Annotated in this window: 20 protein-coding genes and 1 pseudogene; 9 read left to right on the top strand and 12 right to left on the bottom strand. The window is 63.5% G+C overall.

What is annotated here, in order from left to right; all coding sequences use genetic code 11:
• Positions 1-12: 12 nt before the first annotated feature.
• The 4 genes from SOQ14_RS06360 to gluQRS are packed head-to-tail and all read right to left on the bottom strand — an operon-like array spanning position 13 to position 2,683.
• Complete coding sequence (locus tag SOQ14_RS06360; protein WP_322897221.1) at positions 13-882, bottom strand: 3-hydroxyacyl-CoA dehydrogenase family protein; 870 nt, start codon at positions 880-882, stop codon at positions 13-15.
• A gap of 60 nt (positions 883-942) precedes the next feature.
• Positions 943-1,518, bottom strand: a complete 576-nt coding sequence (locus SOQ14_RS06355) for a cob(I)yrinic acid a,c-diamide adenosyltransferase (protein ID WP_322897220.1) — start codon at positions 1,516-1,518, stop codon at positions 943-945.
• 18 nt (positions 1,519-1,536) lie between these two features.
• Positions 1,537-1,767 (bottom strand): hypothetical protein, encoded by a 231-nt coding sequence (locus SOQ14_RS06350; protein ID WP_322897219.1) that lies wholly within the window; start codon positions 1,765-1,767, stop codon positions 1,537-1,539.
• Between the two features lie 25 nt (positions 1,768-1,792).
• Positions 1,793-2,683, bottom strand: coding sequence for a tRNA glutamyl-Q(34) synthetase GluQRS (gluQRS, locus tag SOQ14_RS06345; protein WP_322897218.1), 891 nt, complete (start codon positions 2,681-2,683; stop codon positions 1,793-1,795).
• 81 nt (positions 2,684-2,764) lie between these two features.
• On the opposite strand from gluQRS, the gene SOQ14_RS06340 reads away from it, so the two are divergent.
• Both SOQ14_RS06340 and SOQ14_RS06335 read left to right on the top strand, forming a co-directional pair.
• Entirely contained in the window at positions 2,765-3,373 is a 609-nt protein-coding gene (locus SOQ14_RS06340; protein WP_322897217.1) for an HNH endonuclease, read from the top strand.
• A 124-nt stretch (positions 3,374-3,497) separates the two neighbouring features.
• Entirely contained in the window at positions 3,498-3,911 is a 414-nt protein-coding gene (locus tag SOQ14_RS06335) for a hypothetical protein (protein ID WP_322897215.1), read from the top strand.
• On the opposite strand, the gene SOQ14_RS06330 is transcribed toward SOQ14_RS06335, so the two are convergent.
• A complete protein-coding gene (locus SOQ14_RS06330; RefSeq protein ID WP_322897214.1) occupies positions 3,908-5,527 on the bottom strand; it encodes an AMP-binding protein in 1,620 nt (539 codons plus the stop codon). The two genes, SOQ14_RS06335 and SOQ14_RS06330, sit on opposite strands and share 4 nt — an antisense overlap.
• 133 nt (positions 5,528-5,660) lie before the next feature.
• Between SOQ14_RS06330 and SOQ14_RS06325 the strand changes: the two genes are divergently transcribed.
• Together SOQ14_RS06325 and SOQ14_RS06320 are read left to right on the top strand one after the other, a co-directional pair.
• Positions 5,661-6,128 carry a hypothetical protein gene (locus tag SOQ14_RS06325; RefSeq protein ID WP_322897213.1) on the top strand — a complete coding sequence of 156 codons (468 nt, stop codon included), beginning with the start codon at positions 5,661-5,663 and terminating at the stop codon, positions 6,126-6,128.
• Positions 6,129-6,135: 7 nt separating this feature from the next.
• A complete protein-coding gene (locus SOQ14_RS06320) occupies positions 6,136-6,888 on the top strand; it encodes an SDR family NAD(P)-dependent oxidoreductase (protein WP_322897212.1) in 753 nt (250 codons plus the stop codon).
• A gap of 116 nt (positions 6,889-7,004) precedes the next feature.
• On the opposite strand, the gene groL is transcribed toward SOQ14_RS06320, so the two are convergent.
• Together groL and groES are read right to left on the bottom strand one after the other, a co-directional pair.
• Positions 7,005-8,636 (bottom strand): chaperonin GroEL, encoded by a 1,632-nt coding sequence (gene groL / locus SOQ14_RS06315; RefSeq protein WP_322897211.1) that lies wholly within the window; start codon positions 8,634-8,636, stop codon positions 7,005-7,007.
• Between the two features lie 59 nt (positions 8,637-8,695).
• Positions 8,696-8,983 carry a co-chaperone GroES gene (groES, locus tag SOQ14_RS06310; RefSeq protein WP_322897210.1) on the bottom strand — a complete coding sequence of 96 codons (288 nt, stop codon included), beginning with the start codon at positions 8,981-8,983 and terminating at the stop codon, positions 8,696-8,698.
• Positions 8,984-9,210: 227 nt separating this feature from the next.
• Between groES and SOQ14_RS06305 the strand changes: the two genes are divergently transcribed.
• The gene (locus SOQ14_RS06305) at positions 9,211-9,534 is read left to right on the top strand and encodes a hypothetical protein (protein ID WP_322897209.1); all 324 of its coding nucleotides are present in this window, start codon (positions 9,211-9,213) and stop codon (positions 9,532-9,534) included.
• A 147-nt stretch (positions 9,535-9,681) separates the two neighbouring features.
• Positions 9,682-10,539 carry a mechanosensitive ion channel family protein gene (locus SOQ14_RS06300; protein ID WP_322897208.1) on the top strand — a complete coding sequence of 286 codons (858 nt, stop codon included), beginning with the start codon at positions 9,682-9,684 and terminating at the stop codon, positions 10,537-10,539.
• Here SOQ14_RS06300 and SOQ14_RS06295 read toward each other — a convergent pair.
• The 5 genes from SOQ14_RS06295 to SOQ14_RS06275 form a co-directional block, all read right to left on the bottom strand.
• On the bottom strand, positions 10,511-11,911 hold the full coding sequence (locus SOQ14_RS06295; RefSeq protein WP_322897207.1) for an MATE family efflux transporter: 1,401 nt from the start codon (positions 11,909-11,911) through the stop codon (positions 10,511-10,513). The two genes, SOQ14_RS06300 and SOQ14_RS06295, sit on opposite strands and share 29 nt — an antisense overlap.
• A gap of 122 nt (positions 11,912-12,033) precedes the next feature.
• Complete coding sequence (gene rplL, locus SOQ14_RS06290; protein WP_322897206.1) at positions 12,034-12,405, bottom strand: 50S ribosomal protein L7/L12; 372 nt, start codon at positions 12,403-12,405, stop codon at positions 12,034-12,036.
• An 84-nt stretch (positions 12,406-12,489) separates the two neighbouring features.
• Positions 12,490-13,005: a 50S ribosomal protein L10 gene (gene rplJ, locus SOQ14_RS06285; protein WP_322897205.1), complete on the bottom strand. Its 516-nt coding sequence runs from the start codon at positions 13,003-13,005 to the stop codon at positions 12,490-12,492.
• Positions 13,006-13,336: 331 nt separating this feature from the next.
• A complete protein-coding gene (locus tag SOQ14_RS06280; protein WP_322897204.1) occupies positions 13,337-13,579 on the bottom strand; it encodes a helix-turn-helix domain-containing protein in 243 nt (80 codons plus the stop codon).
• Positions 13,579-14,127 (bottom strand): DUF2975 domain-containing protein, encoded by a 549-nt coding sequence (locus tag SOQ14_RS06275; RefSeq protein WP_322897203.1) that lies wholly within the window; start codon positions 14,125-14,127, stop codon positions 13,579-13,581. Before SOQ14_RS06275 ends, SOQ14_RS06280 begins: the two co-directional genes overlap by 1 nt.
• 592 nt (positions 14,128-14,719) lie before the next feature.
• Here SOQ14_RS06275 and rpoB point away from each other — a divergent pair.
• The 3 genes and pseudogenes from rpoB (at position 14,720) to SOQ14_RS06260 (ending at position 23,677) form a co-directional block, all read left to right on the top strand.
• Entirely contained in the window at positions 14,720-18,910 is a 4,191-nt protein-coding gene (gene rpoB, locus SOQ14_RS06270; protein ID WP_322897202.1) for a DNA-directed RNA polymerase subunit beta, read from the top strand.
• Between the two features lie 70 nt (positions 18,911-18,980).
• Positions 18,981-23,127: pseudogene (gene rpoC, locus SOQ14_RS06265) on the top strand (DNA-directed RNA polymerase subunit beta'); the annotation flags it as partial.
• Between the two features lie 316 nt (positions 23,128-23,443).
• Positions 23,444-23,677: a hypothetical protein gene (locus SOQ14_RS06260; RefSeq protein WP_322897200.1), complete on the top strand. Its 234-nt coding sequence runs from the start codon at positions 23,444-23,446 to the stop codon at positions 23,675-23,677.
• Positions 23,678-23,801 lie beyond the last annotated feature (124 nt).

Raw genomic sequence — 23,801 nt, 5'->3', positions numbered from 1 at the left:
GCCGCTTCGCGATCAGCGGGTCGGGACGGGGACGTCGCCGGTGTAATCGTAAAAGCCGCGCCCGGTTTTGCGGCCAAGCCAGCCTGCCTCGACATATTTCACCAGCAGCGGAGCCGGGCGATACTTGCTGTCGCGCGTGGTCTTGTAGAGCACCTTGATGATATCAAGGCAGGTATCGAGCCCGACAAAATCAGCCAGTTGCAGCGGCCCCATCGGGTGATTGAGGCCGAGGCGGCAGCCCTTGTCGATATCCTCGATCCCCGCCGTCGACTGGCCGAGCACGAAGACCGCTTCATTGATCATCGGCAGCAGGATGCGGTTGACGACGAAGCCGGGTTCATCCTGCGAAAGCACCACTTCCTTGCCCAGCCCCTTGGCGAAGGCAGTGACCCGGTCGGTCGTGTCCTTGGAGGTGGCAAGGCCGGGGATGACCTCGATCAGGCCCATCACCGGCACCGGGTTGAAGAAGTGCAGCCCGATGAAGCGCGCCGGATCGGGCGAGTGGTTGGCCATGCGGGTGATCGGGATCGACGAGGTGTTCGACGCCATGATCGCGCCCGCAGCCAGCACCTGGCCCGCCTTTTCAAAGATCGCGTTCTTGATTTCCTCGCGCTCGGTCGCGGCTTCGATGATCAGCTCGGCATCGGCCATCGGCGCATAATCGGCAACCGGGGTGATGCGGGCGAGCAGGCTTTCCGCCTCGGCCACATCGATCTTGCCGCGCCCCATCAGCTTGGCGAGCGCTTTCTCCACCACAGCCTTGCCCGCTTCCGCGCGCGCCAGATCGACATCGGCCAGCAGCACCTGCATGCCGTGGCCCGCGACGGTCTGGGCGATGCCCGTTCCCATCTGGCCCGCTCCGATCACGGCGACATTGTGCATGGCAATTCCCTTCGCAAGTGCAGCAAATGCCGCTGCCCTAGCGAGGATGGCTGGCCTTGGCTAGCGGTTGGCGCCCGGAACCCACTTTATGTCGTCCTTGCCACCGCGGTTGGCGGCGCGGCCCAGGACGAAGAGATAATCCGACAGGCGGTTGATGTAGTGCAAGGCGGCCGGATTGGTCGGCTCGCTCGCGGCCAGCGCTGTCATCGCGCGTTCGGCGCGGCGAACGGCGGTGCGGGCGAGGTGGAGCCGCGCTGCGGCCTCTGTCCCGCCCGGCAGGATGAAGCTGGTGAGCGGTTCGAGCACGGCGGTCAGCGCATCGATCCGCGCTTCCAGCCACGCGACCTGTGACGGCACGATGCGCAGCACCATGTCGGACGGTGCGAAATCATCCCCGTCACCCGCCGGGGTCGCGAGGTCAGCGCCGAGATCAAACAGATCATTCTGGATCCGGAACACCTGATCGGCCGGCTCGGCGCTCAGTTTGCGCAGGGCAAAGCCGAGCGCGGCATTGGCTTCGTCAACAGCGCCGATCGCTTCAATGCGCAAGGCGTGCTTGGGCGAGCGCGAGCCATCGACAAGGCCCGTCGTCCCATCATCGCCGGTGCGGGTGTAGATGCGGTTGAGTTTGACCATCGCCGCGCCGCGCCGCGATCAGCGCGAAACGGCCAGCAGGATCGCGACGACCGCGATGGCAAGCCCCTGATACTTGATGCGCGCGAACATCGCCCGGTTCTGGGCAAGCTGCATATCCGTGGCGGTGCTGCCTTCGCCGGTTTCAAGATCGATCTTGGTCGTCTTGAGGAAGGCGACAATACCCTTGATGAGCGAGAAGGCCACCAATCCCATGAGGACGAGCAGAACGGGGACGAGGACGTAGTTCATGCCCGCTACAATGGACGCTTCGCGCTCAGGTTCCAAGTGCCAAATGTTGCAACCGCAGTTGTGCGGCGAGCATCGCGCCATCCTCGCCCGCCAAGCGGCGATCCGCAAGCGCAGGGGAGCCGCGCCGCTTGGCGAGTTTCTCGCCGGTTTCATCGCGCAGCAGCGCGTGATGATGCCAGCGCGGCACCGGCAGGCCGAGCAAGGCTTGCAAGGTGCGGTGGACATGGCTCGCGGCAAACAGATCGGCGCCGCGGGTCACCAGTGTGACGCCATCGGCGGCATCATCCAGCGTGACAGCAAGATGATAGCTTGCGGGCAGATCCTTGCGCACCAGCACCACATCGCCAAGACCAGAAAGGTCGACGGTCTGCGCGCCAGCCAGCGCATCGTCCCACACCAGCGGCCCGGTGAGCGCCAGCGCCTTTTTCGCATCAAGCCGCCACGCGGCGGGGCGCGACGGATCGGGGGGACGGTGGCGGCAAGTGCCGGGGTAGATCAGACCCTCCCACCCGGGGTGGGCGCCGGCGTCCTCGATCTCCTTGCGGGTGCAGGTGCAGGGGTAAAGCACGCCGAGCGCGTTTAACCGCTCTGCCGCCGCGACATAGCTGGCAAGGCGGGTCGATTGGGCCGGGACTTCCTCCCATGCGAGCCCCAGCCATGCCAGATCGCGGCGGAATTCCTCGGCGAGTTCCGGACGCGAGCGCGGCCCGTCAATATCCTCGATCCGCAGCAGAAACCGCCCGCCTGCCGCGCGCGCCAGATCATGCGCGAAGATCGCGCTGAGCGCGTGGCCCTGATGCAGCGGGCCGTTCGGACTGGGGGCGAAGCGGGTGACGATGTCCACGCGCGGGCCATGCCACAGGCGGGCGGCCGGTGAAATATCCTTGCCCTGCCCACAGGATATCCACAGGCTCATCCTGTGGATATCACCGCTGTCATGGCTTTGACTCTTTGCCTTGGCATTGCACAGTGCAGTCAATCAGGGAGAGCGCGACACGTGTTCAATGCCGAACTGATCGAAAACGCCGCCCGTTTCCGCGGGGTTGACGAGGATCCGACACGCAATCTGTCGGCCTGTCCTGCGCTGGTGCTCAACGCGGACTACACCCCGCTGTCCTACTATCCTTTGAGCCTGTGGCCCTGGCAGACCGCGATCAAGGCGGTGTTCCTTGATCGGGTGGATATTGTCGCGAGCTATGATCGCGAGGTGCATTCCCCCTCGCTCGACATGAAGATCCCGAGCGTGATCGCGCTCAGGCAATATGTGAAGCAGAGCGAATTTCCTGCCTTCACGCGGTTCAACGTATTCCTGCGCGATCGCTTCCAGTGCCAGTATTGCGGGAGCACCGAACATCTCACCTTCGATCATGTGACGCCGCGCCGCTTGGGCGGGCGCACCACGTGGGAGAACATCATCACCGCCTGTGCGCCGTGCAACATGAAGAAGGGCGGGCGCACCCCCAAGCAGGCCGGGATGCCGGTGCACCGCACCCCGATCCGCCCGACAAGCTGGCAATTGCAGCAGCATGGCAAGCAGTTTCCGCCCAATTACCTCCACGAAACGTGGCGCGACTGGCTGTATTGGGACATCGAGCTCGAAGCCTGATCGGCGATGCCAGCGGGTAAAGGCGGGGGCCCGAAGCGCTCGTCAGCACCGGTTCAGCCGCTGCATGAGACCCCGTCTGCCGCAGTTGCCGCGCGCGCCTCGCTCGGGCGGAGGGAGACAGGTCATGATCAAAGCCATCCAGTCAGTCTCCGTGCTGGTCATCTCGGCGGGCGCGCTGCTGATCACGGCGCAGGCCAGTGCGGCGCAGGCCTCGCCGCCTCCGACCGTCATCAACCGCGCCCCGCCGCCCGCGGCCTCGCCGCTGCCAGCCGCAGACAATGATCGCCCGGCCCGCGCACGCGCTAATTATGAAGCGCTCTTGAGCGGTAATCTCTCGGCCGGGGATCTGTCGGCGCAGGATTTGCAGGATGTCATCGATTTCGAGCGTCTGTTGCGCGGCGACACCGTGGATAGCCGATCGCCGGAGCAAGCCTGTGTCGAGCGGGAAGTGCGGCGCGCGGGCGGCCGGCCATCGCAATTGGCGCAGCAGGTGATCGCGCTGAAATGCCGCCGGATCGGTGGCGGCGTGTCGCGCTAACCCGCCGCTGCATCCGCCAGCGCTTGCGCTGTCTTGTAGTCAGGCTTGCCATTGTTGAGCCGAAGCGCGCGCTCGGTAAACAGGTAAAGCCGCGGGATCTTGTAGCCCGCCAGCCCCGCGCGAGCGTGCTGATCGAGGGCCTCGGCCAAGCCCGCAACATCGTCTGCGGGCTGCACCACCGCCACCACCTTGCGGCCAAAGCGGGCGTCCGGCAGGCTTACCACCCGGACATCATGCACCGCCGGGTGATTCTGCAAGACCGCTTCGACTTCCTCGGGGAAGACTTTCTCGCCCCCGGTGTTGATGCACATATTGTCGCGCCCGATGAATTCGAGCGTGCCGTCCGCCGCCCAGCGCGCGCGGTCGCCCGTCATCAGCCAGCGCTGGCCGCCAATCACGGGGAAGGTCTGCGCGTTCTTTGCGTCCTCGCCGAGATAGCCCAAGGGCAACGGCCCGGTGCGCGCGACTATCCCGACGCCGTCCGAGCCGGGCGGGATTTCCGTGAGGTTTTCGTCAAACAGCTTGGTTTCGCGCCCCGGCAGCGGCTGGAACTTGCCTCCGCCGGATGAACCTTGCGCGGTGGTGATGACAATCCCGGTGCCCGAGCTTTCGGAGGAGCCGAGCGCATCGACAATCATCAGCGCCGGATTATGCGCCAGCAGGCGTTGCTTGAGCGCGGGCGAGAACACCGCGCCAGACGAGGTGATGCTTTTGAGGCTCGCCACCATCTCGGCGCGATCCGCGCGCGCATCGAGCCGATCAGCTAGCGGCAGCGCGAAGGCATCACCGACAATGAACACGCCGCGTGCTTGCACGCGCCGGATTTCGTCGAGCGCGAGGTCAGCATCGAACTTCTCCGCCGGAAGCAGCGCGAGCGTGCCGCCTTTCAGCAGGTGGATCACCGCGCTGAATTGCCCGGCGCCGTGCATCAGCGGGGAAAGCAGCAGCAGCGGCGAGGTGCTGGCGGGATGATCCGGGCCGATGCGGGCCGCTTCTGCCACCTGCTCATCGAGGCTCGTCGTCACCAGCGGCGGCGTGCCGGGCGGGCGCTGCCAGACCGAGATGCTGAAGGCACCCCAGGCTTCCTCCATCGGCCACATCACCGCCTTGGGCATGCCAGTGGTGCCGCCGGTGGCGGTGAGAAACAGCGCCGCCGGATCATCATGCGCGGCAAAACCCGCGGGCAGGGGCGTGTCGCACAGCGCCGCCCAGTCCGGGCTCCCGACATCCACTGTCGCCGTGCCGCCTAGCATCGCGGTGCGGGCGATGGTGGCAAAGTCGCTTTCGGTGAACAGCGCCTTGAGGCCAAAGCGACTGACAATATCGGCGAGTTCGCGGGCCTTGTAATGGTAGTTCACATTGACCGGCGTGACGCCTGCCTTGATGCAGCCGAAATAGGCCAGCAGATAGTCGGGCGTGTTGCGCAGCATTTGCCCGGCAATGTCGCCCGGCTTGAGCCCGCGCGCGGCCAGACCTGCGGCGATTCTGTCGGTCAGCGCGTCCAGATCGTGCCAGTTGATGACGCGGCTGCCGTGCAGGATCGCGGGACGATCGGGCGGCATGGCCTGCGCCAGCGCCTTCAATGCGACACCGAAATTCGAACCTTTCCAGACCATTGTGCCAAGCTCCCTTCTGGCGCCTTCACTAGCTGCTCGGGGCTCGCTCTTCCCCTAGTTTAATTGGGAGAGAATCCCGTTGAAAAGAGACTCCGCTCGCGAATCAGTGGGATCTGAGAGGAGAGCGCGCGAAATGGCCAGCAATCTTGTCGATCTTCGCACTCCCCAAGGGCGTGAGACACTCGAACAATTTCTCGATCAGGTAAGGATCACTTGCCCCGAAGACATTCATGATGCGGCGGTCAATCTGGCCCGCATCGCGCGCGAACGCGGCATGCAGATTGCGGTGTGCGATGACATTTCTTCGAAGGAGCCGATGGTCGATGCCGATGGCACGATCCGCAACGCCGATATCTTCCGCTGGCTGGAAGAGGGCACGCGCTGGTGGGAGGATCTCAGCCGCGAATTTGCCGAATTCGGGACGCCGTTCGCGATGGTCACGCGCCACGATCCGCTATCATATCCAACGCGCGGCCGAGAAGCGCGACAGCTTCAACCGCGCGCAGACGATCTGCAAGGCGGGACAGTTGGGGTATTCCTCTCCCATCCGCTAAGGGTGACCCCTCGCCGACTTCGGTCGCTCGCAATGACGATGAAATGAGACACGTATGAGCTTCTCCTTCGACCTCACCGGGCGCACGGCGCTCATTACCGGCGCTTCGTCGGGCCTTGGCACCCGCTTCGGGCGCATCCTTGCGGCAAGCGGCGCGCAAGTGGCGCTGGGCGCGCGGCGAAAGGAGCGGCTGGAAGCGCTCGCGACCGAAATCGGCCCGCAGGCCGCCGCGATCCGGATGGATGTCGCGCGCGAGGCCGACATCATCGCCGGGTTCGACGCGGCGGAGGCTGCTTTCGGCCCCGTCGATACCGTCATCGCCAATGCCGGGGTGGACGGCGCGGGCATGGCGACCACCATTGCCGAAGACGAGATCGAACAGACCCTCGCGATCAACCTCAAAGGTGCGATCCTGACCGCGCGCGAGGGCGCCAAGCGCATGATGGCGCACGGTATCACCAAGGGCCGGATCGTGATGATCGCCTCGATCACCGCTTTTGAGCCTTCGCCCGGCCTTGTCGCCTATGCCGCGTCCAAGGCGGGGGTGGTGCAAGCGGGCCGCACGCTGGCGCGCGAGTGGGCGCGGGCCGGGATCAACGTCAACACCGTCTCGCCCGGCTATATTCGCACCGCGATCAACGATGCGTGGTTCGATACCGAAGGCGGCAAGAAGCAGATCGCGAAGTTCCCCAAGCGGCGCCTCATGGGTGAGGAAGGGCTGGATGCGATGATCCTGTTCCTGTGCTCCGATGCGGCAGAGTTTGTGACGGGGACGGACTTCGTGCTCGACGACGGGCAGACCTTGTAGCTTTTGCAAAGAAAAACCCCGACGGATCGCTCCGCCGGGGTTTTCTTGTTCTGGTGCTTGGGTCGCCTCGGGCGAGGCGGCGCCAGCTTGCGCTGGCCCCAGCCCGCCCTAGCGGCTTAGAAACCCATGCCGCCCATGTCGGGCATCGCAGGCGCGGCCGGCTTGTCTTCCGGACGCTCGACGATCGCCGCTTCGGTGGTGATCAGCAGGCCGGCAACCGAGGCCGCATCCTGCAGCGCGGTGCGGACAACCTTGGTCGGGTCAATCACGCCGGCCTTCACCAGGTTTTCGTAGGTGTCGGTCGCAGCGTTGAAGCCCTGCGTTTCGTCATTCTCGCGCAGCAGGTTGCCCGCGACGACCGCGCCATCGTGGCCGGCGTTCTGGGCGATCTGCTTGATCGGGGCGGTGATCGCCTTGCGGATGATGTCGATGCCGCGGGTCTGGTCTTCGTTCGCGCCCTTGAGGCCTTCGAGAGCCTTGGTGGCGTAGAGCAGCGCGGTACCGCCGCCCGGAACGATGCCTTCTTCCACCGCAGCGCGGGTCGCGTGGAGGGCGTCATCGACGCGATCCTTGCGCTCCTTCACTTCGACTTCGGTCGCACCGCCAACCTTGATCACGGCCACACCGCCGGCGAGCTTGGCGAGACGCTCTTGCAGCTTCTCGCGGTCGTAATCGCTGGTGGTGTTGTCGATCTGGGTGCGGATCTCGGCGACGCGCGCCTTGATGTCGTCAGCCGAACCGGCGCCATCGACGATGGTGGTGTTGTCCTTGTCGATCGAGACCTTCTTGGCCTGACCGAGCATGCCGACGGTGACGTTCTCGAGCTTGATGCCGAGGTCTTCGCTGATCATCTCGCCCTTGGTGAGGATCGCGATGTCCTGCAGCATCGCCTTGCGACGATCGCCGAAGCCCGGAGCCTTGACCGCTGCAACCTTGAGGCCGCCGCGCAGCTTGTTGACCACGAGGGTCGCGAGCGCTTCGCCTTCGATGTCTTCCGCGATGATGAGGAGCGGACGGCCCGACTGCACCACGGCCTCGAGGATCGGCAGCATCGACTGGAGGTTCGACAGCTTCTTCTCGTGGATCAGGATGTAGGGGTTATCCAGTTCCACCGTCATCTTGTCGGGGTTGGTGATGAAGTAGGGCGACAGGTAGCCGCGGTCGAACTGCATGCCTTCGACGACATCGAGCTCGAACTCGAGGCCCTTGGCTTCCTCGACGGTGATCACGCCTTCCTTGCCGACCTTTTCCATGGCTTCGGCGATCTTCTCGCCGACTTCACGGTCGCCGTTGGCCGAAATGATGCCGACCTGCGCGATTTCCGAGCTGTCCGACACGTCCTTCGAACGCGCCTTGAGGTTTTCGACGACGGCGATCACGGCCTGATCGATGCCGCGCTTCAGATCCATCGGGTTCATCCCGGCCGCGACCGACTTCATGCCTTCGGTCACGATCGCCTGGGCGAGCACGGTGGCGGTGGTGGTGCCGTCACCGGCCGCATCATTCGCCTTCGAGGCCACTTCGCGCAGCATCTGTGCGCCCATGTTCTCGTACTTGTCCTTGAGCTCGATTTCCTTGGCGACGCTCACACCGTCCTTGGTGATGCGCGGCGCGCCGAAGCTCTTGTCGATGACGACATTGCGGCCCTTGGGGCCGAGCGTCACCTTGACAGCGTTGGCGAGGATATCGACGCCGCGCAGAATGCCTTCGCGGGCTTCGCGGCCGAACTTCACGTCCTTGGCAGCCATGATTGTTTCTCCTGAGATAATGTTCTTGGGGTGGAAAAGAAGCGAAAGGGGTCAGGCGATCAGCCCAGCACACCCATGATGTCGCTTTCCTTCATGATCAGCAGGTCTTCGCCGTTGATCTTGACTTCGGTGCCCGACCACTTGCCGAACAGCACGCGGTCGCCGACCTTGACGTCGAGCGGGATACGGTCGCCATCGTCGTCGCGGGTGCCTTCACCCACAGCGATGATTTCGCCTTCGCTCGGCTTTTCCTGAGCGCTGTCGGGGATGATGATGCCGCCAGCGGTCTTCTGGTCGGCTTCGATGCGGCGGACGACAACGCGGTCGTGCAGCGGACGAAATGCCATGTCTATGACCTTTCCTGAATAGGGGTTTCCGTGAATTGGCACTCTCGTAGGGGGAGTGCCAACGAGTGGCAGATGGTTGTGGGCAGCGGTGGAGTCAAGCAGCGCGGGCGAAAAATCTTGCAGGGATTTGGCGCGGGATGCGGGTCGTGATAGGATCGTGCCTGTCACGGCCATGGGGAAAGCGCCGCGACGCCAGACAGATGGGTCAAAGGAAAGGGGAGGAAAGCATGGCAGACAATTTCCAGAGAGGCGGGCGTCCGGCCCCGGCACCTGCGGGCGGCGATTTCTTCGGGCTGGCCGCGCTGGTGTTCGGCGCAGGCGCGATCATCATGCTCGTGGCGGCGATTGTCGCGATGTATATCAGCTCCAAGTCCGAAGATGCCGTCGCGGTTGAAGCGCCCGCACCCGCCGCCGCGCCGCTTGTCCCGGCCGAGCCGGTGGTCAGCGACGATGTGGCCGCCGATGCCGAGGCTGGTGCCGAAGCCGCTGCCACCGATGCCGCAGCCCCGGCCGAAGCGGGCGCGGAAGCGGCTGCCCCCCCAGCCCCCTGACGCGGGGCAAAGTGCCGGGCGTCCGGCGCAGGCGAGGCACTGTCTGAAGCGCAGCGGGTGGAAATCACCGGCATGGGCGGCTAGGCACAGCACGGGCCGCGCAGTTTGCGCGGCCCGTTCTTGCCACATCTGACTTGCGAGTATCCTTTGATTGACCCCACCACAGCGCTGAACCAGTTGAGCCAGGATCTGAATTTTGCCGGTCAGGCGTGGCTCTGGCTGCGTGCCAATCTGATCGAGCTGTCCGGCGCCTTTGCCGTGACGGTTATCGGCTTTTTCGTGGTGCGCACGCTGGGGCGGGCAGCGGACAAGGCGCTGAACAGGTCAGAGCGGATCGAACCCACCGTCGCCAAGTTCCTCGGCAATGTCGTCAAATATGCGTTGTGGGTGATCCTCGGCGTTACGGTGCTCACCCAGTTCGGGGTGCAGACCACCACGATCATCGCCGCGCTCGGCGGTCTGGCGCTGGCGGTCGGTCTGGCGCTGCAAGGCACGCTCAGCAATGTCGCGGCCGGGGTGATGATCCTGCTGCAACGCCCGTTCCGGGTGGGCGAGTACATCACTTGCGGAACAGTCGCGGGCACGGTGCAGGCGATTGGCCTCTTCACCACCGAAATCACCCAGCTTGATGGGCTCTACGTGATGGTGCCCAACAACGAGCTGTGGAACAAGCCGATCGTCAATTTCTCGCGCCAGCCGACCCGCCGGTTCGAACTGGTGATCGGCATTGGCTATGCCGACAGCATCGCGCAGGCGCGCAGCGAGCTGCTGGCGCTCGCCCATGCCGATCCGCGTGTGCTCGATGATCCCGAGCCGGTGGTGTTTGTCGCGGCGCTTGCGGAAAGCGCGGTCAATATCGGCTTGCGGGTGTGGTGTGCGACGCCCGATTACCTGCGGGTGTCGTGGGAATTGACCGAGGCTGCCAAGAACCGCTTTGCGGAAGTGGGCATCTCGATTCCCTTCCCGCAGCGCGAGGTCAGGACAATTCCGGCACCGCCCCAGTGAGGCCCAGCGCATCGCGCTTCCCCCAGCGGCGGATCAGGAGCACCGCAGCAAAGAACAGCCCGGTGGCAAGGCCGATCCACACGCCCGTCCCTTCGAGCGGGGTGAAGAAGCCCAGCCCCACGGCAAGGCCGATGCCCGGCACCCAGTAGCTGAAGATCGCGATCCACATCGGCACGCGCGTATCCTGCAACCCGCGCAAGGCCCCAGCGGCAACCGCCTGCACACCATCGGCAAGCTGGAAGATCGCGGCGAGCAGCAGGTATTGCAGCGCAAAGCCGACCAGCGCGGCATTGGCCATGTCGGCGGGATCAACATAGATCGACAGCAAGAGTTCGGGGGCGAGCACCATCGCGCTGGCGGTGAGCGCCATGAACCCCGTGCCGAGCGCCAGCGCCACCCAGCCCGCGCGCTTGATCCCGGCGCGGTCGCGCGCACCGTAGAAATAGCCGACCCGGATCGCGGCGGCCTGTCCGACGCCGAAGGGCACTTGGAAGGCCAACGCGGCGAGTTGCAGCGCGACCGTGTGCCCGGCCAGTTGGGCCGCGCCGAAATTGCCCATCATGAAAGCCGCAGCGCCGAAAATCCCTGCTTCGGCCGTCACGGTCAGCGCGATCGGCACCCCGATCTTGAGGATCAGGGCAAAGCGCTGCCAATCTGGCGCGAACAGCCGCACGAACACGCGGTAGCGGTGCAACGCCGGATCAAGCCGGATGGCGATGACATAGGCCGCAAGGCTGAACAACGCGGTGAGGATGGTCGCAATCGCCGCGCCTTCAAGGCCGAGCGCGGGCGCGCCGAACTTGCCGAAGATGAAGGCGTAATTGCCCAGCGCATTGACCCCGATGCCAAGCGCGGTGATGGCGGTGGCGAAGATCGGCCGGCCCAGTGCCGAGACGAAATTGCGCAGCACCGAGGCCAGCAGCATCGGTATCAGCGAAAAGACAATCACCAGGTTGTAATCATGGGCGAGTCCGATGATCACCGGATCCTGGCCGGAAAGCCGCATGATCGGGTCGAGCAGCAGGCAGATGCCCATGCCCGCCAGCCCGCTCAGCACCGCCAGCCACAGCGCCATGCGCACCGAACGGCGCACCGGGCGCGGCGAGGGATTGCCCGATCCGATCGCCTCGGCAATCAGCGGGGCGACCGCGCCGCACAGGCTGCTCAAAGCCCACAGCACCAGCCCGAACAGCGAGACCGCAAGTGCGGATGCCGCCAGTTCCACCTCGCCGAGGCGCGCGATGAACATCACATCGATCGCATAGGTCAGCATCTGGAGCAGGTTGGCGAGCGCGAGCGGCGTCGCCAGCTTCGCCGTGGCGCGCAGTTCCTGCCCCCAGCCGGGCGTTTCGAGAGGAGAGGTGTTGTGCATGGTGGTCCGGGGGCCTTGCGGCTCTAGGGGCCGGGCAGCGGGGTTTCAAATGAAAAGGCCAACAAAAAAGGGCGGCGCCGCTTCCGGCACCGCCCCCTTTGTTGCAGAGGTCTGCGCGAAGCTTACTTGAGCTCGACGGTGCCGCCGGCTTCTTCGATCTTCTTCTTGACTTCCTCGGCTTCAGCCTTGCTGACGCCTTCCTTGAGGGCCTTCGGCGCGCCTTCGACGAGCGCCTTGGCTTCGGTCAGGCCGAGGCCGGTGATGGCGCGGACTTCCTTGATGACCTGGATCTTCTTGCCACCGTCGCCGGTGAGGATCACGTCAAATTCGGTCTGCTCTTCGGCAGCTTCAGCAGCAGCGGCCGGGGCAGCAGCCACGGCAACGGCGGCAGCGGCGCTGACGCCCCATGCTTCTTCGAGAGCCTTGGCGAGTTCAGCAGCTTCCAGCACGGTGAGCTGCGACAGTTCTTCAACAAGCTTGGCGATATCGGCCATGATGTTTCACTCCAAAATTGTGGCGGGACGGGCAGACACCATTGTCCTTGGTCCCAAGATGTTTCGTCTGACGAATAGCGTCTCTCAGGCTGCGTCCTTGGCGGCATAAGCGCCGAACACGCGAGCGACCTTGGCGGCGGGGGCGGTAACGACCTGTGCGATCTTGGTCGCAGGGGCGTTGACGAGACCCACCAGCTTGGCACGCAGCTCGTCGAGGCTCGGCATCGAGGCAAGCGCCTGGACCCCAGCCTGATCGAGCACCACTGCACCCATCGAGCCACCGACGATTTCCAGCTTGTCGTTCGTCTTGGCGAATTCGACAGCAGCCTTGGCAGCCGCAACCGGGTCAGTTGACCAGGCGAGGCCGACCGGACCGGTGAGCATGTCATCCAGACCGGTGTAATCGGTGTCCTTGATGGCGAGCTTGGCGAGACGGTTCTTCGCAACCTTGTAGGAAGCACCAGCTTCGCGCATCTTGCCGCGCAGGGCAGTGGTTTGTGCCACTGTCATGCCGAGATTGCGGGTGACAACCACCACGCTCACCTCGTTGAAGACCGCATTGAGCTGGGCAACCGCGTCGGCTTTTTGCGAACGATCCATGCCATACTCCTTCACTTATGGCCGTGGGCAGGAATGGCTCCTGCGTCCGCGGCCGGCTACGTTTGTCCGCACACGGCGCCACAAGGCATCGCGCACGAGCGAGTCCGTCGACAAAGGGAAGGAGGGGTGCATCATGGCCAGGCCATCAAAGGGCCAAGCCAGCATGCGCGCGGGGCGTGAACGCCCCGCAAAATCTCGTTTCCCCGTCTAGGCTGGAAATTAAGCAGGCCCGATTGCCTGCACCAACGGTCTCGGACGGATGATCTTCCCGAAAGGAAGGCCGGGGCGCGCCTTTATGGTTTTGCGCGCGCAAGTCAAGCGAATTGGCATCTCACTCCTCGCCCGGCGCATAGGCAAGCAGATCGCCCGGCTGGCATTCCAGCTCGCGGCAGATCGCGGCGAGGGTCGAGAAACGGATCGCCTTGGCCTTGCCGGTCTTGAGGATCGACAGGTTGGCGAGGGTGAGACCGACCCGCTCGGCCAGCTCGGTGAGCGTCATGCGGCGGGCGTGGAGCAGGTCATCGAGCTTGACCATGATGCGGGTGCCTTCGAGGTCGTCGTTGATCGGCGGCATCACACGGTTCCTTCCAAGTCTGCGCGCATCGCGGCGCCGTGGCGGAACACGCGGGCGAGAATGAACAGCACCAGCACGATCAGGAAGCCAGCCAGATCGGCAGGGCTGATGTCGAGTGTGCTCTTACTTTGGGGGTCGATAAGGCTGAAGGCATAGACCCGAAGTTCACCGACTATCACAGTCAGAACCTGCGAGCCGAGAAGCAGCCACGCCATCGCGTTGAGGCGCCACGCGTTGTCAGGGATGAAGGGGTCACCCTTGCTGGCGCTTTCGATCAGCGCGCGCATTTTGCCGAAGAAGGAGAACATCGCAGCAAAGTTCGCCATGACTGTGAGGCCGATACCGGCGGTCAGAAGCGGATACTTTGCTGCGTCCGGGATGGAGTTTGCGTCGAACAGCCCGGGAAGCATGCCTCCGCTGATCAGTGTGACCACCACGATGACAAGGAAAAAGACGCCTCCTCCCAGCACGCAAAGAGCCTGAAGCGCAAGGGCGATGACTTTGCCGAGTTTCAGCAGCAGATCGTCTTTTGCGAGGGTCATGATCATGTCTCCGGTTGCGATCTCAAGCGAGCTCGACAGTTGCAATTGCGGCGTGCCCTGCTGCCTTCGCCGGGGGCGCCGCGACGATCGCGCTCACGGAGCTGAGCGTGAGAGCATAGGCGACGAGCGCCGAGACGGCGTGTTTGGCATGGTGGGGCATATCGTTCTCCTTGAGAATCCTTATTGCTATTCAATAAGGATCTTCTAATCCGATTCGCGACTTATCGTCAATCAATAATATTGAAAAACGATATTTCCTGCGTCGTTTTTCGGTAAGTCCGGCTTAGGAGGTCTGCGCCCCACCGCGCCTGCATTGACAGGGCGTGGGCGCGCTCCTACATCACCCGCTCTCGTTCGCTTCGAGCACGACTGATTCTTGCGCGAGTCTCGGTCCCGGATGGAAGCTGCGGGCACGCCAATTTCGCGACGCTGACACCATTGCTGCTGCCGGAAGCTCCCGAGATGCGCTTCCGGGCATGCGGCTTTTTCGCGTTTGCGTTGCCCTTGGCGTCCCTCCTCGCGTGATGACACACGAATTTTCCTGTCCGCGCCGGAGGCTTTCTCGCGCGCGGCGCAACACAAAGAGGCACACTCCTCCATGGCAACCAAGGCGAAATCCGGCCCCGTTCGCAGCCGCAAGGCGCAAGGCACCGCGAAAAAGCGCATCCGCAAGATCTTCGGCGACATCCACGAAGTGGTGCAGATGCCGAACCTCATCGAGGTGCAGCGCGAAAGCTACGAACAGTTCCTGCGGTCGGATAAGTCGGTGGGCTATGTCTCGGGCCTTGAAAAGACCCTGCGCTCCGTGTTCCCGATCCGCGATTTCGCCGGCACCGCCGAGCTTGATTTCGTGCATTACGAACTCGAAGAGCCCAAGTACGACACCACCGAGTGCCGTCAGCGCGGCATCACCTATGCCGCCCCGATGAAGGTGACCTTGCGCCTCATCGTGTTCGAGGTGGACAGCGAAACCGAAACCCGTTCCGTGCTCGATATCAAGGAGCAGGACGTCTACATGGGCGACATGCCGCTCATGACCGAGAACGGCACCTTCATCATCAACGGCACAGAGCGTGTGATCGTCTCGCAGATGCACCGTTCGCCGGGCGTGCTGTTCGACCACGATCGCGGCAAGACCCATTCCTCGGGCAAGCTGCTGTTTGCCGCGCGCGTCATTCCCTATCGTGGTTCGTGGCTCGATTTCGAATTCGACGCCAAGGACATCGTCAACGTCCGCATCGACCGCAAGCGCAAGCTGCCGGTCACGGCGCTGCTTTATTCGCTCGGTCTCGATGCCGAGGATATCCTCCACCACTTCTACAACACGGTGACGTGGGAGCGCGCCAAGGACGGCTGGAAGATTCCGTTCGTGGCCGAACAATGGCGCAATGCCAAGCCGGCCTTCGCGCTGGTTGATGCTGCGACCGGTGAGGAAGTCTTCGCCGCTGGCCAGAAGATCAGCCCCCGCGCCGCCAACAAGGCGGCCAAGGATGGTCTCGCCGAATTGTTGCTGCCGACCGAGGAAGTCGTCAGCCGCTATGCCGCGGTCGACATGATCGACGAAGCCACCGGCCGCATCTACATCGAAGCCGGCGACGAAGTGACGCTCGAGCATGTCGAGACCCTCGACAAGGCGGGTGTTGATCGCCTGCCGCTGCTCGACATCGATGAAGTCAACACCGGCCCGTGGATCCGCAACACGCTCAAGGCCGACAAGGCCGAGAACCGTGATGAAGGCCTTGAGGCAATCTACAAGGTGATGCGTCCGGGCGAACCGCCGACGAAGGAAACCGCCGAAGCGCTGTTCGAAGGCCTGTTCTTCGATGCCGAGCGCTATGACCTTTCGGCTGTCGGCCGCGTGAAGCTCAACATGCGTCTGGGCCTCGAATGCGAAGACACCATCACCACGCTGCGCAAGGAAGATATCCTCGCGGTGGTGAAGGAACTCGTCGGCCTGAAGGACGGCAAGGGCGAAGTCGACGACATCGACAACCTCGGCAACCGCCGCGTGCGTTCGGTGGGCGAGCTGCTGGAAAACCAGTACCGCGTCGGCCTGCTGCGCATGGAGCGCGCCGTGAAAGAGCGCATGAGCTCGGTCGATGTGTCGACGGTGATGCCGAACGATCTCATCAACGCCAAGCCCGCCGTGGCTGCGGTGCGTGAGTTCTTCGGCTCCTCGCAGCTCTCGCAGTTCATGGACCAGACCAACCCGCTCTCGGAAGTCACCCATAAGCGCCGCGTTTCGGCGCTCGGGCCGGGCGGTCTCACCCGCGAGCGCGCGGGCTTCGAAGTCCGCGACGTGCACCCGACCCACTATGGCCGCATCTGTCCGATTGAAACGCCGGAAGGCCCGAACATCGGTCTGATCAACTCGCTGGCCTCGTTCAGCCGCGTCAACAAGTACGGCTTCATCGAAACCCCCTACCGCAAGGTGGTGGACGGCAAGGTGACGGGCGATGTGATCTACCTGTCGGCGATGGAAGAGCAGAAGCACACCGTGGCGCAGGCTTCGGCCGAGCTGAACGAAGACGGCTCTTTCGTCGAAGAGCTGGTCTCGGCGCGTCACAACGGCGACAACCTGATGGCCCCGCGTGAACAGATCACGCTGATGGACGTCAGCCCCAAGCAGCTCGTCTCGGTTGCGGCCTCGCTCATTCCGTTCCTCGAAAACGATGACGCCAACCGCGCGTTGATGGGCTCGAACATGCAGCGTCAGGCCGTGCCGCTCGTAAAGGCGGAAGCGCCGTGGGTCGGCACCGGCATGGAAGAAACCGTGGCGCGCGATTCGGGCGCGGCGATTGCGGCCAAGCGCGGCGGGATCGTCGATCAGGTCGATGCGACCCGTATCGTGATCCGCGCGATCGGCGATGTCGAACCCGGCCAGTCGGGCGTGGACATCTACACCCTGCAGAAATTCCAGCGTTCGAACCAGAACACCTGCATCAACCAGCGCCCGCTGGTGAAGGTGGGTGATGTGATCGAGCAGGGCGACATCATTGCCGATGGCCCCTCGACCGATCTGGGCGAATTGGCGCTCGGCAAGAACAGCCTCGTCGCCTTCATGCCGTGGAATGGCTACAACTACGAAGACTCGATCCTGATCAGCGAACGCATCGTGAAGGATGACGTCTTCACCTCGATCCATATCGAGGAGTTCGAAGTCATGGCGCGCGACACCAAGCTCGGGCCGGAAGACATCACCCGCGACATTCCCAACGTCGGCGAGGAAGCCCTGCGCAACCTCGACGAAGCGGGCATCGTCTATATCGGCGCCGAAGTGCACCCCGGTGACATTCTCGTCGGCAAGATCACGCCCAAGGGCGAATCGCCGATGACTCCGGAAGAAAAGCTGCTGCGCGCCATCTTCGGCGAAAAGGCGAGCGATGTGCGCGACACCTCGCTGCGCCTGCCGCCGGGCGTTGCGGGCACCGTGGTGGAAGTGCGCGTGTTCAACCGTCACGGCATCGAGATCGATGACCGTACCCGCGCGATCCAGAACGAGGAAATCGAACGTCTGCGCAAGGACGCCGCGGACGAGCGCAACATCCTCAACCGCGCGACCTACAACCGTCTGCGGGACATGCTGATTGGCCAGACCGCTTCGGCTGCTCCCAAGGGCGGCAAGAAGGGCGAGACAATCACCGAAGAGATGCTCGATCAGATCGAGCGCCACGAATGGTTCAAGTTCGCCGTCGCGGATGATGGCCGTCAGGCGCAGATCGAAGCGGTGAAGTCGCAATACGACGAAGCCGTGAAGCTGATCGATGCCAAGTTCGAGGACCGCAAGGAAAAGCTCGAACGCGGCGATGAACTCGCGCCGGGCGTGCTCAAGATGGTCAAGGTCTTCGTCGCGGTGAAGCGCAAGCTGCAACCGGGCGACAAGATGGCCGGCCGTCACGGGAACAAGGGTGTGATTTCGCGCATCCTTCCGCAGGAAGACATGCCGTTCCTCGAAGACGGGACGCCGGTTGACCTCGTGCTCAACCCGCTGGGCGTGCCGTCGCGTATGAACGTCGGGCAGATCTTCGAGACGCACCTCGGCTTCGCCGCGCGCGGGCTTGGTCACCAGATCAAGAACGCGCTCGACGAATGGCGCGCCGCCCACCCCAATGCGGCGGAAGACTTTGCCAATGTGGCCCCGCCCGCGGCGGTGGTCGAGCGGCTCAAGGACGTTTACGGCGAGCAGTATCACGAAGATCTCGAAAGCCGCTCGACAGCGGAGATCGTGGAACTGGCGGGCAATCTGGCAGCGGGCGTCCCGATGGGCACCCCGGTGTTCGACGGCGCGCGCGAAGGCGATGTCACCGACATGTTGCTGAAGGCCGGGATTGATGCTTCGGGTCAGTCCACGCTTTATGATGGCCGCACCGGCGAGGCGTTCGACCGCAAGGTGACCGTGGGCATCATCTACATGCTCAAGCTCCACCACCTCGTCGACGACAAGATCCACGCACGTTCGATCGGGCCGTACAGCCTCGTCACCCAGCAGCCGCTGGGCGGTAAGGCGCAGTTCGGCGGCCAGCGCTTCGGCGAAATGGAAGTCTGGGCGCTCCAGGCCTACGGCGCGGCCTACACCTTGCAGGAAATGCTGACGGTGAAGTCCGACGATGTCGTGGGCCGCACCAAGGTCTACGAAGCGATCGTCAAGGGCGACGACACCTTCGAGGCGGGCATTCCGGAGAGCTTCAACGTGCTCGTCAAGGAAATGCGCTCGCTGGGTCTCAATGTCGAACTGAAGTCGATCCTCGATGAGGACGACGACGGCGAAATGCTGGAGGCAGCGGAGTAAGGGGCGCGGGGGCCGTACGGCCCCCCGCCACCGCCGCAAACGAAATTCATCCCCCTAAGGGAATTATGTCATGAACGACCTGACCAAATTCACCAACCAGCTGGCCAAGCCGGAAACCTTTGACCAGATCCAGATCGGCATCGCGAGCCCCGAGCGTATCCGCTCGTGGTCCTATGGCGAGATCAAGAAGCCGGAAACGATCAACTACCGCACCTTCAAGCCGGAGCGTGACGGCCTGTTCTGCGCGCGCATTTTCGGCCCGGTGAAGGACTACGAGTGCCTGTGCGGCAAGTACAAGCGCATGAAGTACAAGGGCGTCGTCTGCGAAAAGTGCGGCGTCGAAGTCACTGTCACCAAGGTCCGCCGTGAGCGCATGGGCCACATCGAACTGGCCGCGCCCGTCGCGCACATCTGGTTCCTGAAGTCGCTGCCCTCGCGCATCGGCCTGCTGCTCGACATGCAGCTCAAGCAGCTCGAAGCGATCCTCTACTTCGAAAAGTATGTGGTGATCGAGCCGGGCCTGACCCCGCTGGAGAAGTATCAGCTGCTCACCGAGGATGAACTCCTCGATGCGCAGGACGAATATGGCGAAGATGCGTTCTCGGCAGCGATTGGTGCCGAAGCGGTCAAGACCATGCTGGCCGAGCTTGATCTCGAAGCCGAGCGTGAAGCCCTGCTCGAAGAGCTTGCCACCACCAAGTCGGCGCTCAAGCCCAAGAAGATCATCAAGCGTCTCAAGGTTGTCGAAAGCTTCATCGATTCGGGCAACCGCCCCGAATGGATGATCCTTGATGTCATCCCGGTCATTCCGCCTGAACTGCGCCCGCTGGTGCCGCTCGATGGTGGCCGCTTTGCGACCTCGGATCTCAACGACCTCTATCGTCGTGTGATCAACCGTAACAACCGCCTGAAGCGCCTGATCGAACTGCGCGCGCCGGATATCATCGTGCGCAACGAAAAGCGCATGTTGCAGGAAGCGGTTGACGCGCTGTTCGACAATGGCCGCCGCGGCCGTGTCATCACCGGCGCCAACAAGCGTCCGCTCAAGTCGCTGTCCGACATGCTCAAGGGCAAGCAGGGCCGGTTCCGTCAGAACCTGCTCGGCAAGCGCGTTGACTATTCGGGCCGTTCGGTGATCGTGACCGGGCCGGAACTCAAGCTGCACCAGTGCGGCCTGCCGAAGAAGATGGCGCTGGAGCTGTTCAAGCCGTTCATCTACGCCCGTCTGGATGCCAAGGGTCTCTCCATGACCCTCAAGCAGGCCAAGAAGTGGGTCGAGAAGGAGCGCAAGGAAGTCTGGGACATCCTCGACGAGGTGATCCGCGAACACCCGGTTCTGCTCAACCGCGCGCCGACGCTGCACCGTCTGGGCATCCAGGCCTTCGAACCCGTGCTGATCGAAGGCAAGGCGATCCAGCTGCACCCGCTGGTCTGCTCGGCCTTCAACGCCGACTTCGACGGTGACCAGATGGCGGTCCACGTGCCGCTGTCGCTGGAAGCCCAGCTTGAAGCGCGCGTGCTGATGATGTCGACCAACAACATCCTCTCGCCTGCTAACGGCAAGCCGATCATCGTGCCTTCGCAGGACATGGTGCTGGGGATCTATTATCTCTCGATGGAACGTCAGGAAAAGCACCCTGAATTCATCGAGGAAAAGGACGGCACCAAGATCGAGAAGCTGCCGCGCTTTGCCGATATGGCCGAAGTGCACCAGGCGCTTGAAGCCAAGGCGGTCACGCTCCACACCAAGATCATCGCCCGCGTCCCGCAGGCCGATGAAAACGGGGTTGTGGCGATGCAGCGCTTTGTCACCACCCCGGGCCGCATGCTGATCGGCGAATGCCTGCCGAAGAGCCACAAGGTGCCCTTCGACATCGTCAACCGCTTGCTCACCAAGCGCGAGATCGGCGACGTGATCGACCAGGTCTATCGCCACACCGGTCAGAAGGACACCGTGCTGTTCGCCGACGCCATCATGGCGCTGGGCTTCCGTCACGCGTTCAAGGCGGGGATCAGCTTCGGCAAGGATGACATGATCATCCCCGATGCCAAGATCAAGCTGGTGGAAGAGACCAAGGAACTGGTTGCTGGCTACGAACAGCAATATCAGGACGGCCTCATCACCCAGCAGGAAAAGTACAACAAGGTGATCGACGCCTGGTCGAAGTGCGGTGACATGGTTGCCGACGCGATGATGGCCGAGATCAAGGCGCAGCCGATCGATGCCGAAACGGGCAAGGAAGCCCAGATCAACTCGATCTACATGATGAGCCACTCCGGGGCGCGTGGTAGCCCGGCGCAGATGAAGCAGCTCGCCGGGATGCGCGGGTTGATGGCCAAGCCTTCGGGCGAGATCATCGAAACGCCGATCATCTCGAACTTCAAGGAAGGTCTGACCGTTCTTGAATACTTCAACTCGACCCACGGTGCCCGTAAGGGCCTCGCGGACACCGCGTTGAAGACGGCGAACTCGGGTTACCTGACCCGCCGTCTCGTCGACGTGTCGCAGGATTGCGTCATCGTCGAGGAAGATTGCGGCACGCAGAACGCGCTCGAAATGCGCGCCATCGTGCAGGGCGGTTCGGTGATTGCCTCGCTGGGTGAGCGTATCCTTGGCCGCACCGTGGCCGAAGACATCATCAACGCCGCCACCGGCGAGGTGATCGTCAAGGCCGGCACGCTGCTTGACGAAGCGATGGTGAAGGAAATCGAGGCGGCTGAAGTCCAGTCGGCCAAGATCCGCTCGCCGCTGATCTGCGAAGCCGAGCAGGGCGTCTGTGCGACCTGTTACGGGCGCGATCTGGCGCGTGGTACGCCGGTGAACATCGGGGAAGCTGTCGGCGTGATCGCCGCGCAGTCGATCGGTGAGCCCGGCACGCAGCTGACGATGCGGACCTTCCACATCGGCGGTGCGGCGCAGCTCAACGAAACCTCGCACCTTGAAGCGATTTCGGAAGGCCGCGTGACCCTGCGTGACATGCCGACCATCACCGACAAGCGTGGCCGCATCCTCAGCCTTGCCCGCAATGGCGAGATCGCGGTGATCGACGCCGAAGGGCGCGAGCGCGAAATGCACAAGGTGCCCTATGGTACCGTGCTGATGTTCAAGGATGGCGATCATGTGAAGATCGGCGATCGTCTCGCCGAGTGGGACCCCTTCACCCTGCCGATCATCACCGAGCAATCGGGTGTGGTGAAGTATCAGGACCTGATCGAGGGCATCACGCTCGAAGAAGCGGTTGATGATGCCACCGGCATTGCCCAGCGCGTCGTCACGGAAAACCGTGCGACGGGCCGCAAGAAGAAGGAAGATCTGCGTCCGCGCATGACCTTGCTTGGTGAAGGCGGCGGCGAGACCGAAGCGGCACGTTACATGCTTGCTCCGGGCACGACGCTGTCGGTTGCGGATGGTGACACGGTGGAAGCGGGCGATATTCTGGCCCGTGCCAGCCGCGAAGCCGCCAAGACCCGCGACATCACCGGCGGTCTGCCGCGCGTGGCGGAACTCTTCGAAGCGCGCATGCCCAAGGATGTCGCGATCATCGCCAAGATTTCCGGCCGGATCGAATTCGTCCGCGAATACAAGGCGAAGCGCAAGATCGCGATCATTCCCGAGGAGGGTGAACCCGTCGAGTACCTGATCCCCAAGACCAAGGTGATCGACGTGCAGGAAGGCGACTACGTGAAGAAGGGGGACACCCTGATTTCCGGCTCGCCCAACCCGCACGACATCCTCGAGGTGCTGGGCGTCGAAGCGCTGGCCGAATATCTCGTCAACGAGATCCAGGAAGTCTATCGCTTGCAGGGCGTGAAGATCAACGACAAGCACATCGAGGTGATCGTTCGCCAGATGCTGCAAAAGGTCGAGATCACCGATGGCGGGGATACCACCCTGCTGCCGGGCGAGCAGGTCGATCTGGCCGAGATGCTCGAAGTGAACGGCAAGCTGGCGAAGGGCAAGGAACCGGCACAGGGCACCCCGGTGCTGCTCGGCATCACCAAGGCCTCGCTCCAGACGCGCTCGTTCATCTCGGCGGCTTCGTTCCAGGAAACCACCCGCGTGCTGACGCAGGCGGCGGTTGAAGGGAAGAAGGACACGCTGATCGGTCTGAAGGAAAACGTGATCGTCGGCCGTCTCATCCCCGCCGGTACGGGCGCGGGCATGAACCGCCTGCGCGTCACGGCGAACAGCCGCGATGCCGCGCTCAAGGCGGCGTGGAAGAAGCAGCAGGATGCCCTTGCCGCTTCGGGCCAGCGTGAAGCCGAACCGGTGGCGGATGCCATCGGCTCGGAAGAGAAGATGAAGGCAGCGATGGCGGCGATGGCTGCGGCCGCTCCGGCGGCTGACGTGGACGACGCGGGCGAAGAATAAGCCCGCATCGCCTTACGGCTGCACGAGAAAGGCCCCGCCCGAGCATCGCTCTGGCGGGGTTTTTCGTGGGCCAGCCTGTGCTGCATAGATCGCTATTGCAAATCACTCGCAAAATGATAACACGGAGTCATCCCGGCTTTTAGGCTCCCTTGCGAGGTTTCATGTCCCAGCACCGCCCCACCACCGCTTCCCGCCAGACCATTGCTGCGCTGGCCGTGCCACCGCGGCTCGAAAGACTCGGGCCGCTCGGCGGGCGTTACGTCCATGCCTTGCGGCTGATTGCGCTGCACGAACGGGTCGGGCGCGATCCCGTGCCGGAATTGGCGGTGAAGCTCGGCGGCGTCGAAATCGCTGCCAAGGCGCTGATGCTCGCGCAGGTGATTGCAGCAAGCTAGCCCGAGAATATCTGCGTCTCGCGCTTCTGCTGCGGCCTCCTCAGCCCTGACGAGGCGACCATCGGGGCTTTCGTCGATGCCGCCGGGCGCGGCGACCGCGTGGGCTTTGAAGCCGCGATCACCG

Origin of the sequence: Erythrobacter epiphyticus, assembly GCF_034653295.1 — a bacterium.
In the GTDB taxonomy this organism is placed as follows: Bacteria; Pseudomonadota; Alphaproteobacteria; order Sphingomonadales; family Sphingomonadaceae; genus Erythrobacter.
Note: the sequence above shows the minus strand (reverse complement) of the source record. Positions and strands in the feature narration are given on the sequence as shown.